This is a genomic window from Ascidiaceihabitans sp. (assembly GCF_039986515.1).
Taxonomy (GTDB): Bacteria; Pseudomonadota; Alphaproteobacteria; order Rhodobacterales; family Rhodobacteraceae; genus Ascidiaceihabitans.
In genome coordinates this window covers 24,227-37,039 of the sequence record NZ_JBDWQO010000019.1, presented here as the reverse complement: position 1 = coordinate 37,039, position 12,813 = coordinate 24,227, and the positions used below count along the sequence as shown (strand labels likewise).

13 protein-coding genes are annotated in these 12,813 nt (G+C 56.2%); 7 read left to right on the top strand and 6 right to left on the bottom strand.

All coding sequences use genetic code 11. The annotated features are described in order from the left end of the window. The first annotated feature begins 1 nt into the window (after window position 1). From ABJL60_RS19040 to kynU, 5 genes are all read left to right on the top strand, one after another. Window positions 2–847, top strand: coding sequence for a fumarylacetoacetate hydrolase family protein (locus ABJL60_RS19040; RefSeq protein WP_348287622.1), 846 nt, complete (start codon window positions 2–4; stop codon window positions 845–847). Beyond that, entirely contained in the window at window positions 840–1,763 is a 924-nt protein-coding gene (locus tag ABJL60_RS19035) for a 2-hydroxyacid dehydrogenase (protein ID WP_348287620.1), read from the top strand. The genes ABJL60_RS19040 and ABJL60_RS19035 overlap by 8 nt, the downstream gene beginning before the upstream one ends. A gap of 108 nt (window positions 1,764–1,871) precedes the next feature. Then, window positions 1,872–2,969, top strand: a complete 1,098-nt coding sequence (locus tag ABJL60_RS19030; RefSeq protein ID WP_348373991.1) for a mandelate racemase/muconate lactonizing enzyme family protein — start codon at window positions 1,872–1,874, stop codon at window positions 2,967–2,969. Further along, complete coding sequence (locus ABJL60_RS19025; protein ID WP_348373990.1) at window positions 2,966–3,556, top strand: LysE family translocator; 591 nt, start codon at window positions 2,966–2,968, stop codon at window positions 3,554–3,556. Before ABJL60_RS19030 ends, ABJL60_RS19025 begins: the two co-directional genes overlap by 4 nt. Before the next feature lie 113 nt (window positions 3,557–3,669). Beyond that, on the top strand, window positions 3,670–4,860 hold the full coding sequence (gene kynU / locus ABJL60_RS19020) for a kynureninase (protein ID WP_348373989.1): 1,191 nt from the start codon (window positions 3,670–3,672) through the stop codon (window positions 4,858–4,860). Window positions 4,861–4,870: 10 nt separating this feature from the next. On the opposite strand, the gene ABJL60_RS19015 is transcribed toward kynU, so the two are convergent. From ABJL60_RS19015 to ABJL60_RS19005, 3 genes are read right to left on the bottom strand one after another with little or no spacing between them, the layout of a single operon-like run. Beyond that, window positions 4,871–5,668 (bottom strand): metal ABC transporter permease, encoded by a 798-nt coding sequence (locus ABJL60_RS19015; protein ID WP_348373988.1) that lies wholly within the window; start codon window positions 5,666–5,668, stop codon window positions 4,871–4,873. Between the two features lie 17 nt (window positions 5,669–5,685). Then, entirely contained in the window at window positions 5,686–6,444 is a 759-nt protein-coding gene (locus ABJL60_RS19010) for a metal ABC transporter ATP-binding protein (protein ID WP_348373987.1), read from the bottom strand. Next, on the bottom strand, window positions 6,441–6,914 hold the full coding sequence (locus tag ABJL60_RS19005; RefSeq protein ID WP_348289971.1) for a transcriptional repressor: 474 nt from the start codon (window positions 6,912–6,914) through the stop codon (window positions 6,441–6,443). The genes ABJL60_RS19010 and ABJL60_RS19005 overlap by 4 nt, the downstream gene beginning before the upstream one ends. A gap of 90 nt (window positions 6,915–7,004) precedes the next feature. Here ABJL60_RS19005 and ABJL60_RS19000 point away from each other — a divergent pair, with 90 nt between their 5' ends. Further along, window positions 7,005–8,093, top strand: a complete 1,089-nt coding sequence (locus ABJL60_RS19000) for a zinc ABC transporter substrate-binding protein (RefSeq protein ID WP_348373986.1) — start codon at window positions 7,005–7,007, stop codon at window positions 8,091–8,093. Window positions 8,094–8,115: 22 nt separating this feature from the next. On the opposite strand, the gene ABJL60_RS18995 is transcribed toward ABJL60_RS19000, so the two are convergent. Continuing rightward, window positions 8,116–8,721, bottom strand: a complete 606-nt coding sequence (locus tag ABJL60_RS18995; RefSeq protein ID WP_348373985.1) for a DUF6434 domain-containing protein — start codon at window positions 8,719–8,721, stop codon at window positions 8,116–8,118. Window positions 8,722–8,842: 121 nt separating this feature from the next. Here ABJL60_RS18995 and ABJL60_RS18990 point away from each other — a divergent pair, with 121 nt between their 5' ends. Further along, a complete protein-coding gene (locus ABJL60_RS18990; RefSeq protein ID WP_348373984.1) occupies window positions 8,843–9,337 on the top strand; it encodes a hypothetical protein in 495 nt (164 codons plus the stop codon). 81 nt (window positions 9,338–9,418) lie between these two features. On the opposite strand, the gene ABJL60_RS18985 is transcribed toward ABJL60_RS18990, so the two are convergent. Both ABJL60_RS18985 and ABJL60_RS18980 read right to left on the bottom strand, forming a co-directional pair. Next, window positions 9,419–11,452 (bottom strand): PhoX family phosphatase, encoded by a 2,034-nt coding sequence (locus ABJL60_RS18985; RefSeq protein WP_348373983.1) that lies wholly within the window; start codon window positions 11,450–11,452, stop codon window positions 9,419–9,421. Window positions 11,453–11,567: 115 nt separating this feature from the next. Beyond that, a complete protein-coding gene (locus ABJL60_RS18980) occupies window positions 11,568–12,779 on the bottom strand; it encodes an FAD-binding domain-containing protein (protein ID WP_348373982.1) in 1,212 nt (403 codons plus the stop codon). Between the last annotated feature and the right edge of the window lie 34 nt (window positions 12,780–12,813).

Here is a 12,813-nt window from a genome sequence, read left to right as displayed (position 1 = left end):
CATGAAACTTGTACGCTATGGCGCAAAAGGCGCTGAAAAACCCGGTTTGATGGATGGCGACACGCTACGTGATCTGTCGGCGCATGTTGATGATATCAACGGTGATATGCTGGGCGATGCCAAGCTGGCCGAGTTGACCAAAATTGACCCCGCAACGTTACCCGCTGTTGAAGGCAGCCCGCGCATCGGGGCCTGCGTCGGTAATTTTGGCAAGTTCCTGTGCATCGGTCTTAATTACTCTGACCATGCTGCCGAAACCGGTGCCGCCATCCCTGAACACCCGATCCTGTTTTTCAAGGCCAATTCCGCCATTGTCGGACCCAACGACGATGTGGTGATGCCTCGCGGATCAACCCACACCGATTGGGAGGTCGAATTGGGCGTCGTGATCGGAAAAGAAGCGAAGTATGTCAGCAAAGACAACGCCTTGGATCACGTGGCAGGCTATTGCATCGTCAATGATGTCTCTGAACGGCACTTCCAAACCCAGCTGACCGGACAATGGACCAAAGGTAAATCCTGCGACACATTCGGCCCCACCGGCCCCTATCTTGTGACCCGCGACGAGGTGCCCGATCCGCAAAACCTGGCCATGTCGCTTGATGTGAACGGCAAGCGTATGCAGACCGGCAACACCGCGACGATGATCTTTAGCGTTGCGGAAATCATCGAACACCTCAGCCAGCTTTTCACGCTGCATCCAGGTGACATCATCACAACAGGCACACCCCCGGGTGTTGGAATGGGGATCAAGCCCACCCCGGTCTATCTCAGCAAAGGCGACGTCATGACGCTTGAAATCGAAGGCTTGGGTCAGCAAACACAAAAGGTCGACCAGGATGGCTGAGCTTTTACAAATCGGCGGCGTGACCGAGGCCATGAAAGCGCGGCTTGAAGCGGCATTTACGGTACATTCTTTAGAAGACCACGATCCCGCAAAGATCACTCATATCATCACAAACGGGCACGACGGTGTGAAAGCCGACATCATGAACAGTTTACCGAACTTGCAGGCGATCTCTTGTTATGGCGTTGGATATGATGCCATCGATGTGCAAGCGGCGAAAGCGCGTGGCGTGGTTGTTACCCACACCCCCAATGTGCTGAATGCCGAAGTTGCGACCACGGCTGTGCTGTTGATGCTGGCGTGTTACCGCGAAATCCTGCGCGACGATTCCTACGTGCGTGACGGTGCGTGGGAAACCGAAGGGAACGCGCCGTTGACGCGGTCTGCCGACAACCAAACGGTAGGTATTCTTGGGCTGGGTCGGATCGGGCAAGCAATTGCCGATAAGCTTGCACCCTGGAACAGCAAGATCATTTACCATACGCGCACCAAAAAGGACGTGGAATACACTCACTACGATAACCTCACGGCCATGGCCCGAGACGCTGATGTGCTGATCTGTATCACACCGGGCGGACCATCGACGAACAAGATCGTCAACGCAGAGGTTATGGAGGCGCTGGGGGCAAACGGGACGCTGATCAATGTGTCTCGGGGGTCGGTCGTCGATGAGAATGCGCTGATTACAGCGCTGCAAACCGGCAAGCTTGGCTGGGCCGGTCTGGATGTATTCGAGCAAGAACCCAAAGTGCCGCAGGCTTTGCGCGATCACCCTCGTACGGTGCTTTTGCCGCACGTGGGCAGTGGCACGGTCGAAACACGCGCGGCAATGGGAAAACTGACAGTGGACAACTTGTTGCAGCATCTTGAAGACGGCAAAACGCTGACGCCGGTGCCGGAATGTGCCGATATGTGACCCCATTTTCTTTTCGCCAAAAATATCCCGGGGGGAAGCGGCGCAGCCGGCGGGGGGCAGAGCCCCCCTGTCTCGGATCACAAAAAAGGACACAGCGAAGGATTCAGGATGTCCAGAATCAAATCTGTTGAAGCGTGTTTGTTCAATGTCCCGCTGGATGAGGTGTTGGTGGACGCCAAACACGGGGATCACAGTCACTTCCAACTGGTGACAGTGACAGTCACATTGGAGGATGGCGCCCAGGGAACCGGGTACACCTACACAGGTGGGCGTGGCGGTCATGCGGTGCAGGCAATGATCCAACATGATATTGGGCCGTGGCTGATCGGGCAAGACGCAGGCCGTGTCGAAGCGATCTATGAGGCAATGCAATGGCACATGCACTATGTCGGGCGCGGTGGGATCGTAAGCTTTGCAATTTCGGCGATCGACATTTCGTTGTGGGATCTGCGTGGAAAGTCTGCAGGAAAACCGCTTTGGCAAATGGCGGGTGGACATGGCAACACATGCAAAGCCTACGGGGGCGGGATCGATCTGGCTTATTCTTTGCCAAAACTATTGTCGCATGTGCAAAGCTATCTCGACGCAGGCCTGAATGCGGTAAAAATCAAAATCGGCCAACCAACCGAACACGAAGATGTCACGCGTATCAAAGCTGTGCGCAAACAAATCGGCGCGGACGCGAAATTCATGATCGACGCGAATTATTCGATGACGGTGGATCAGGCGATCAGCCTTGCACAGGCCGTGAAAGATCAAGACATTCTGTGGTTCGAGGAACCTATAATTCCAGACGATTACGCAGGTTACGCCGCAATCACGCAGGCCACCGGAATGGCCGTCGCCATGGGGGAAAACCTGCATACCATCCATGAATTTGAAATGGCGATGGCGCAGTCCGAATTGGGGTTCATCCAGCCTGATGCTTCGAATTGTGGTGGGATCACGGGGTGGTTGCAGGTCGCGGCACTGACCCGGAACACTAATGTGCCTGTGTGTTCACATGGAATGCAGGAACTGCATGTCAGCCTTGTGTCGTCGCAGGCTCATGGGGGGTGGCTTGAAGTGCACAGCTTCCCCATCGACCGCTATACCACGCGCCCGCTGGTGATCCGGAACGCCCACGCTGTTGCACCGGACACCCCCGGAACAGGGGTGGAATTCCTTTGGGACACACTCGCCCCCTACAAGGTAACGCCTGAATGATCGAATTCGCCTTGGCCGTGTTCTTCTTGATTGTGACCCCCGGTCCGGGCGTGTTGACCACAGCTGGAATTGGGGCGGCTTACGGGTATCGTCCGGGGCTGGCGTTTATTGCGGGGCTGTTTGTGGGCGGGCACATCGTGATGGTGCTGGTGATTTCCGGCATTGCCGCGGCTGGTCTTGCAATCCCATGGTTGCGCACGGGCCTTTTGTTGGCGTCGGTGGGGTATCTGGTCTATTTGGCATACCGTGTTGCAAGCGCAGGCAGTCGCATAGGCTTTATTGATCCGAGCAAACCTTTGGGGTTCTGGAACGGATTGGCCTTGCAACCGATCAATCCCAAGGCCTACGTCGTGACGGCCACATTGTTTTCGGGCTTTGTCATTTTCCCGCAGGCTTTGGCCTTCGAGGTTGTGGTCAAAATCGTAATCTACAATCTGATCTGGGTGCCTTTGCATGTAGGATGGTTGTGGGCGGGGGTGACGTTGCATGCTTTGAACCTGCCGCATGTGATCCAGCGCCGCATCAATGTGGCTATGGCAGTGTCCATGCTGTTGGTTGTGGGGTTGGCGCTTTGGTCGGCGGCATAAGCTGCGTGGGTTGCGGTCTTGAACGCGGATTTCCTTGCGGCACTGGCGTTTTTCGTTGCAAGCCGGTAGTTATACTTTAGGCTTAAAGCATATTCATTCAACGGGAGACACCCATGTCCTCTATCTTGCGCAAAGATCAATTCCACCTGCCAGACGGCATCATTTATCTTGATGGCAATTCGCTTGGACCTTTGCCCAAGTCGGTGCCGGCAAGGGTGGCTGCGATGCTGACGGACGAGTGGGGCGAGATGCTGATCAAAGGTTGGAACACGGCCGGATGGATGGCGCAACCCAGCGCCGTTGGTAACACCGTGGCGGGGCTTGTTGGGGCACCAGAAGGCACAATCGCCATGGGCGACACCTTGTCCGTGAAAGTGTTTCAAGCCGTTGCTGCCGCAATCAAAATGCGACCCGAACGCAAAGTGATCTTGTCGGATACCGGCAACTTTCCCACAGATCTTTATATGGTGGACGGGCTGACGAAATTGCTGGACGACGGCTACAGCCTGCGCACCGAAGCCCCGGAAAATATCACAGACTTTATCGACGACAGCGTGGCGGTTGTGATGCTGACACAGGTTGATTACCGCACAGGGCGCATGCACGATATGGATGCAGTGACCAAGGCGGCCCACGCCGCAGGTGCCGTGATGATATGGGATCTTGCGCATTCAGCCGGTGCTGTGCCTGTTGACCTGTCAGCATGCCAATGTGAATTTGCCGTTGGCTGCACCTATAAATATCTGAATGGCGGACCGGGTGCGCCTGCGTTTATCTACGTGCGTTCTGATTTGGCCGATCAGGTTGATCCTGCTTTGGCGGGATGGTTGGGCCATGACGCCCCCTTTGATTTTGACCTTGATTACCGCCCCGCACCGGGCATCGAACGGATGCGCGTCGGGACACCGCCCGTGATCCAGATGGCGTCTTTGGAAGAGGCTTTGAAAGTCTGGGAGGGTGTCGACATGGCGGAACTGCGTCGCGCGTCCATCGCGCTGCAAGAACAGTTTATCGAAGAAATCGAAGCCCAAGTGCCCGCCTTGACCCTTGCAAGTCCACGCGATTCTGCGACGCGTGGCAGTCAGGTGTCCTTTGCGTTCAAAGAAGGCTACGCGGCCATGCAGGCCGTCATTGCGCGTGGTGTTATTGGCGATTTCCGCGCCCCCAACATCATGCGCTTCGGCTTTACGCCGCTGTATGTGGACGCCGTGGATGTCACAGCGGCGGTGGAACACATCGCAGAGGTGATCAACGGCGATTTGTGGGACAATCCGGTCTACAAACAACGCAGCCGCGTCACCTAGGGACCTGATCCTAACGGCGGCGCAACGCCCCGATCAGGTGGCTGACAACAAAGAAAATGGCGGCCAGCGTCACAATTGTTGGCCCCGTTTGCGTGTTCCATTGGAACGCAGCACCCAAGCCCCCCAATGCGGCCACACCGCCAAGCCCTGCGGCCATGATCGCCATTGCCTCGGGGGTGCGCACCAGCGGGCGGGCAGCGGCTGCGGGAATGATCAACAACGCCGAAATCAGCAAAGCTCCCACAACCTTGATCGCCACAGCCACAACAACAGCCAAAGCGACTGTCAACACAAGCTGTTCGCGCCGGCTGTTCAGCCCTGCGGCTTGTGCCAGATCAGGGTTAAGGGTCACCGTCAGCAACGCGTTCCAGCGCCAGATCATGACGCCCAGAATCGCCACCACACCGCCCCAAATCAGCGCGAGGTCCGTCTTTGAGACCCCCAGAATGTCACCCATTAAAAATCCCATAAGGTCCATACGCACGCCACTCATGAAGGAAACGGCCACGAGGCCGACAGCCAAAAGGCTATGGGCCAGAACCCCAAGGATGGTATCTTCGCCCAGCCCACGTCCCGATAAAAACGTGACACACACACCAACCACCGATGCGACCGCAAGAACACCGACCATAATGGGACCATCCAGCGCAAGGGAAAGGGCAACCCCCAGCAGGGCCGCATGGGCTGTGGCATCACCAAAATAGGCCATCCGGCGCCATACAACAAAACATCCCAAGGGTGCTGCTGCCAAGGCAACACCTACACCGGCCAGCGCAGCACGCACCATAAAATCATCTAAATAGTTCAAAATTTCCAGCTCGCGTCTTAATGGGTGTGACCATGATCATGGGCGTGCTCATGGGCGCCAACATGTTCGTGATTGTGATCATGATGATGGCGGTACAGCGCCAACGCGCCTTGTGTGCCGGTTCCAAACAACGCGCGATATTCTGGCGCCGACGCCACAATATCAGGGGTCCCTTCACAACAGACATGACCGTTCAGGCACAACACACGGTCAGAAGCCGCCATCACAACATGCAAATCATGGCTGACCATCAAAATCGCGCAGCCAAGATCTTTGCGCACATCTTCGATCTGGCGATAGAATGCGGCGGCCCCGGGTTGGTCCAGCCCTTGTGTGGCTTCGTCCAGGATCAAAATGTCGGGTTTTGTCAAAAGTGCGCGCGCCAGCATAACGCGCTGGAACTGTCCGCCTGACAGCTGGGACATTTGGGTCTGCGCCTGCTCGACCACACCGGCACGGGTGAGGGCGTCAGAAATAATATCCGCGTCCAAGCGTTTGGGAATGTTCAAAAACCGCTTCACGGTTAACGGCAATGTGGTGTCCACATGCAACTTTTGCGGCACATATCCGATGCGCAGACCGGACTGCCGGACCACGCTGCCTTGCATGGGGCGCAAAGCACCAATCAATCCACGCAGCAAAGTGGATTTGCCTGATCCGTTGGGGCCGACAACGGTAACAATTTCGCCTTTTTCAATGCTGAAATCCACGTCGCGCAAAACGATTTTGCCGCCCAGGCGCAGCGTCATGTTTTGCGCCTCTATCAAGGGTGTCATGGGGCGTCCTGACACGCTGGGCACAACCCAAGGGCCTCAACCACAGTACGTTCAATCTGAAACCCTGCGGCACGGGCGGCGTCCCCCAGACGGCCATTGGCCAACTCTGCATTGGCTTCGTTGATGGCATTGCAATTGCGGCATATCAGGAACGCCGGTGCGTGATCCGATCCAAGATGCGAACACGCAATGTAGGCGTTCAATCGTTCTATCTTATGGGCGAAACCGGCGGACACCAAAAAGTCCAAAGCGCGATAGGCAACGGGGGGCTGTTTGCCCATGCCGCTTGCCGCAAGCTCAGTCAAAAGATCATAGGCCCCGAGGGCGCGGTGTTCTTGCAACAGAATTTCCAAAGCCCGCCGCCGCACTGGCGTAAAGTTTAGATTTGCTTCCCGGCAATGCACTTCGGCCCGCTGCAAAGTGTCCGAAATACACGCGCTGTGATTGTGGTGTTCAAAGCCTAGGGGCATTTGGGTCCTCCAATTTGAAGGGTTGATATAATATAACATATCTTCTAGCAAGAGGCGCATCGTTACTTTATAACATCGGAAACTTCACCCATGCGTCTTAAAACCCTGTCTTTCATAGCAGCTGCCCTGCCGCTGTCCGCCCATGCGCAAGATGTGCGTGTTGCCGTCGACATCGCCCCTGTTCACAGTCTTGTATCGCTGGTTATGGAAGGCGTTGGTGCGCCGGATCTGATTGTGCCACAAACCGCATCGCCACATGATCACAGCATGCGCCCGTCCGAGGCACGCGCGCTGGATCAAGCGGACGTTGTGTTCTGGATAGGGCCCGATCTGACGCCTTGGCTTGAGAAATCCGTCGATACGTTGGCCGCTGATGCATTGGTTGTGAATGTGATGACGGACCCGGCCACCAAGACGATGCCATTTCGTGAGGGCGCTACGTTTGAAGCGCATGACCATCACGATCACGGAGCAGAGCATAAGGACGATCATAAAGATGAACATGATGATGATCATGATCATGATGATAAGCATGCGGATGGGCATGATGAAGATGGGCATGCAGATCATGCGGACACGCATGACGAAAGCCACGATGAAGCGCATAACGACGAGACGCATAACGACGAAGCCCATCACGATGATGATCATCACGACGCACATGGGGATGGCCAAGACCCGCACGTCTGGATGGATCCGGACAATGCCCAAAACTGGGTGGCTGTGATCGCGGCGACATTGGCCGAAGCGGACCCCGCCAACAAAGCCGTCTACTTGCAAAACGCCGCGAATGCCTCCAGCCGGTTTGCGCAGTTGGACGCGGATGTCCGCGCCCGTCTGGCCCCGATCAAAGGTATTCCTTTCGTCGTGTCTCATGATGCCTATCACTATTTCGAGGCGCATTTTGACATTGAAGCTGTCGGCGCAATCGCGGCCTCTGATGCCCAAAGCCCCAGCCCCAAGCGACTGGTCGAAATCCGCAACACCATTGAACAGACACAAGCGAAATGCGTGTTCACCGAACCTGCCGAAAACCGCGACTGGATTTCCGCCGTGGCACCTGACGTTGGCGTCGGTGAACTGGACCCAATCGGCTTTGATGTGCCACTTGGACCAGACCACTACTTTGAAACCATCCGAGCCTTGTCTGTTTCTTTGGCGAATTGCCTAAGAGACTGATTGCGGCCCGTCAGGTAAGATCTCAGATAAGATCAAGGTCGCTGCGTTCATAAACGTGGCGGCCGTCGTCCGAGGGCAGGGCACGCTTGAGGGCCCAAAAATGGCGCACGTCGGACAGGCCCATCCTGGGATTGTCGCCTAAAAAATCGCGGGTGTATTGATTGAACTGGTTGTGGTGTGCGATCATGCTTTCATACTCAGGATCGGCCTCGCGCAACTTCATGGCCATGTACTCGGCCACCGCATCCGCCAAGGTGGCGCCTGTGTTGTTTTTCATCCAAGCCATGAATTCGATGTTGAACTTGAATGTGTCCCCCACCTGCGACTTGAAAAACCGTCGCACGTTCTGGGTGTTTTTGTAACTGTCCGTCAGCGCCGTATCCGGTGTCAGTTCCGCGCAATGCCAGTCGAATTTGGATGAGGTTTTGGGGGCCACGTCTGTTGGGGCGATTTTGGACCCTGTGTCGTGAAAATGTGCGATCCTGTCCAGAATTGCAAATTTTTGCCCTGTTGTTTTTAGCCCCAAGCGCCGTGCTTCAGCCAACAATTCAGATTTTAACCAATACCAGCGTTTCAACCCGACGCCGGATGTCAGTGTCTTGATGTCGGGGCGTTTTTCTTGAGCCATTGGGACAGCCTTTCAAATCCGCGTTCAAAGAAGTTCAGAGGTTTTTGGAACCTTTTGTTGGGGTGCGCCGTTGTCTCACCATACCCGAACACAAACGGGCTTAATAGAGGGAGACGACACGATGAAACGCATTCTTATGACTTCCGCACTGGCGACAACGCTGACAGCTGGTTCTTTGGCTGCCACGACAACGATCAGCGACGTAGAGGTCGACGTGGATCTGGACGCCATCAAAACCTACGAGGCCGCCAAAGCCTGGTCCGAATTGCCAACCGATTTGGCCGCTGCCCTTGTGTTGCGCCTGAATGACCGCATTGACGAAGATGGCATGACGGTCAAAATCGACATCGACGAAGTGGCCCTTGCCATTTCGTTCGAAAGCGCGACCGGCCAAGCCGAAAGTTCATTGGCGGGCCGCGTGCAACTGCTGCACGGTGACGACACCGGCATCGAAGGCAAGAAGTACAAAACGTATGACTTGTCGGAGACGGCAGAGCAAGTTGTCGCATTCTACCCCGATGGCTTCGACACGAAATATGTGGCGGTGGACAGCGATGAATACTATGCGGCGGTGGTGTCTGCCTTTGCTGACAACGTTGCAAGCCAGTTCGAATAATATCGGGCATGCAGACATTGGAAAGGGCAGCCTACTGGGGCTGCCCTTCTTAGTTTGCGCATGGAACTTAATCCATGAAACTTAAACAGCGATTTTCCCGCCACCCTGTTTGGTCACAACCAGAACCGATGGACGTGGCGGCATGGCGGGGTCAAAGTCAGGCCAACGTGTAGCAGGGTCTTCAAAGGTTGAGTTCCGTTCAAACCCTTTTAGGTCCTTGGTGCCGTCTGTTCCGGGGTGCTGCACCGCCAAAAACAGTGTTTCACCGCTGTCGTGGAAATAGGGTCCGCACAATTCACCGCCCACAGGGCATCGGAAAAACAGCTTTGAGGTGCCGCGCGCATCGCCTTCGGTTTCAACGCCGTAAAGCCCGTCGGACTTGCCTGTTTTGCCCCACTTCGATCCTTGATCCGTTGACACCCAAAGCCGCCCGTCTGCATCAATTGCGCAATTGTCAGGGGATCCGAACCAGCCATTTTCGGATGTCTCAGGGTTCCACTGGGCGCCGACTTCGGTCACTTCGGGGTCGCCACATTTGACCAAGATAGACCATGTGCCGCGGGTGGCTGCGTGGTCCTGATTGTCTTCCTTGATCTCGATGATATGCCCGAAATCAGACGCGGCACGCGGGTTGGCAGCATTCTCATCGCCCGCTTTGCGTTTGTTGTTGTTGGTCAGCATCACATAGGCTGTGCCATCGCCGCGGGGTTGTGCGTCTTCGGGACGGTCCATTGGGGTGGCGCCCAGCAGGTCTGCGGCGATCCGCGTGTCGATCATCACATCTGCTTGGCTGTCAAAGCCGTTTTCCGCAGTCAGCGGCCCTGTGCCATGGACCAATGGCAGCCAGTCAATCACGCCATCTTCGTTAAAGCGCGCCACGTAAAGTGTGCCGTCCGAAAACAACGAGGACCCGAACACAGCCGTCTCGTCATTGACGACGCCTTTGGATACATACTTGTATTGGTAATCAAAGCGGTTGTCGTCGCCCGAATAGATCACCAGATGCCCGTCTTTAGATGTTGTGGTTTCCGCGCCTTCGTGCCGGAACCGGCCAAGAGCTGTGTGTTTGATCGGCTTGGCGTCGGGGTTGCGCGGGTCGACTTCGACGATCCAGCCCCAGCGGTTCGGCTCATTGGGTTCTTTGTCGATGTTCCAGCGGTCGTGGTGCTGACCCCATGCGTACCAGCGCCCGGGCACGCCGTAACGCTTCATTTTGGCGGCGTCCGCATGTGCCGAAATGTCGGGCTTGCCGTCTGCGTCCACAACATCGGTCCAGAAATAGCCATGGAAATTTTCCTCGGCCATCAGGTAGGTGCCCCAAGGCGTCATGCCCCCTGCGCAGTTGTTGACCGTGCCGATGACGGTCATGCCTTCGGGGTCGGCGTTGGTTTTCATACGGGGGTGGCCTGCGGCTGGCCCGTCGATGGTCATTTGTGTGTTCAACGGCGTGATGCGGCGGTTGTACTGGCTGTCTTTGACCAGCGCCCATGTGCCGGCGTCGTCTTGGGCAATCTCGACCACTGATCCGCCATGCGCTGCCATTTCGATGTCTATGAGCTCTTTGGTCATGCCTTTGAACCCGTCGCGGTCCTGACGGCCAAGGCCGGGGAACATCACCTCTTCGTTGGTGTATTCGTGGTTCACACACAGCAATCCACGTGTGCCTTCGTCGTTCAGCGCGGTGAAGCCCACGTAGTCATTGTTATAGCCAAACTGTTGTAGCTGTGCTTCGGCGCTTTGGTTCATCACATCGAAATCAGGGGCGTCGGCCGTGATCGGATCCCCCCACCGCAGCAAAACATCCGCGTTGTAGCCATTTGCAATGTGATGCGTTTCATCGTTGCCCCAAGCCAGTTCATCAAAGCTGTAGCGGCTGCTTGTGTCTGTTGCGGCATTTGCATGCGATGGCGCGATCAGCGCGGATGTACCGAACAGGGCAGTGGTGGCAGACACCCCCAAAGCGCCACGTAAGACATCGCGACGGCCATAGCGGGCATTGATCACATCACCGATGGTGTTGGACAGGTTGGGGTTTGTGGGAATGTCGTCAAAGGCTTCATAAGCTTCTGCTTTGTTGCCGATTTCGGGATCGTTGATGATGTCGTTGCGGTTCATTTCATGTCCTCAAGCTGCGACTGACAGTGACGTGGCGTATGGTCGATGCTCGCATGGGTCGTGGATTCGTGTAACAGGGGCGTAACAGCTGTGTGACGAATTGGCGAAAAGTCGCTCAATCAGTGGTAGAAACCCCATTCAGGTAGCCGATCAGTTTGGGGATTTTTTCCTTGAATTTAAAAAAACCGTGGGTGGCGAAAGGCCAAGCGGCTGTGTCGTAGGGCCGCCGCACGCGGACCACCGGCACAGATTTGACCGCCGCCAAAGCATCTGCATTCGGGCCCACCGGTGCCACGGCTGTCACAATTTGCTCAATGCCATTGTCTTTGGCCCATCCTTCGATGTCTTCGGCGCTTTGCCCGTGGGACAGCGTGCCCAGTTGCCCGGCCCAACGGGTGGTCACATCTTGTGTTGCGGTCTTCGCAAAGTCAATCACATGGGGGGCAGGGGCCAAGGGGCTAAGCCTTTGGGATGTTTCAAGACACAGCGTTGCATCGACGCCTTTGACGCGGTCCAGCACGAATTGCGGGCTTAGATCGTCGTTGTGCAAAACCAGACCGGTGCGCTTTGCGGGGGCGGGTTCGGTCAGATGGGGCAGGGGCAGGGGCGCGGGTTTTTCCGCGCCGTGCAGCGCATCGGCATGGGGGGCAAGCCCTTGTGGCTGAAACCGCCTTTCGGTGTATTTTGCGATGTTGTCGGGGCGGGCCAGGTAGGTTTTGCCCGGTGTCTGAATGCCTGCGACCCATCGCCACGACAAGGTGTTAGAGGCCGGGTCGCCATCCAGAAGATGTCGCAAAAAGAAATCCGCACCCAGTTCCCAAGGCAGCTTTAGGGTAAAAATCCAGATTGAGGCAAACCACATCCGCGCATGATTGTGCAGGTATCCGGTTGTGACCAATTCATTGGCCCATGCGTCAAAACACGCGATGCCTGTGTCGCCCATACAGGCTGCCTCCCAACGGTCGCGCAGACCCGACTGGGTGTGCACGGCGTCCATTTGGCGCATCACACCGTGCTGGTAGTCGCGCCAGACCGTGGGGCGCAGTTCCAGCCATCCTTTCCAATACGTGCGCCAAAAGACTTCCTGAATGAACTTTTCGGCGCTGGACAGCGAAAACCGGGCCAAAACCGCTTCCAAGACCTCTGCCTCGGTCAAAATGCGGTGGCGCAGGTAGGGCGATAAAGCCGATACATGGATGTGGCGACCTGCGCCCAAATCATAGTTGCGTTTGCTTGTGTAATCGCGCCCGGCGTGGGGCACGAAACGGGCCAAACGGGTCAGGGCTGCGGTGCGGGTCGGGGTGAATTCTGTTAACACTTTTGTCATGCTCTGGCAGGTAAAACGATTTGAAAACAGATCA

Coding starts and splice junctions, on each gene's coding strand:
- ABJL60_RS19025 (WP_348373990.1), top strand. CDS start 2,966: ATGATCGAATTCGCCTTGGCCGTGTTCTTCTTGATTGTGACCCCCGGT.
- ABJL60_RS19035 (WP_348287620.1), top strand. CDS start 840: ATGGCTGAGCTTTTACAAATCGGCGGCGTGACCGAGGCCATGAAAGCG.
- ABJL60_RS19040 (WP_348287622.1), top strand. CDS start 2: ATGAAACTTGTACGCTATGGCGCAAAAGGCGCTGAAAAACCCGGTTTG.
- ABJL60_RS18985 (WP_348373983.1), bottom strand. CDS start 11,452: ATGAACCGCAACGACATCATCAACGATCCCGAAATCGGCAACAAAGCA.
- ABJL60_RS19010 (WP_348373987.1), bottom strand. CDS start 6,444: ATGACACCCTTGATAGAGGCGCAAAACATGACGCTGCGCCTGGGCGGC.
- ABJL60_RS18995 (WP_348373985.1), bottom strand. CDS start 8,721: ATGGCTCAAGAAAAACGCCCCGACATCAAGACACTGACATCCGGCGTC.
- kynU (WP_348373989.1), top strand. CDS start 3,670: ATGTCCTCTATCTTGCGCAAAGATCAATTCCACCTGCCAGACGGCATC.
- ABJL60_RS19005 (WP_348289971.1), bottom strand. CDS start 6,914: ATGCCCCTAGGCTTTGAACACCACAATCACAGCGCGTGTATTTCGGAC.
- ABJL60_RS19030 (WP_348373991.1), top strand. CDS start 1,872: ATGTCCAGAATCAAATCTGTTGAAGCGTGTTTGTTCAATGTCCCGCTG.
- ABJL60_RS19000 (WP_348373986.1), top strand. CDS start 7,005: ATGCGTCTTAAAACCCTGTCTTTCATAGCAGCTGCCCTGCCGCTGTCC.
- ABJL60_RS18980 (WP_348373982.1), bottom strand. CDS start 12,779: ATGACAAAAGTGTTAACAGAATTCACCCCGACCCGCACCGCAGCCCTG.
- ABJL60_RS18990 (WP_348373984.1), top strand. CDS start 8,843: ATGAAACGCATTCTTATGACTTCCGCACTGGCGACAACGCTGACAGCT.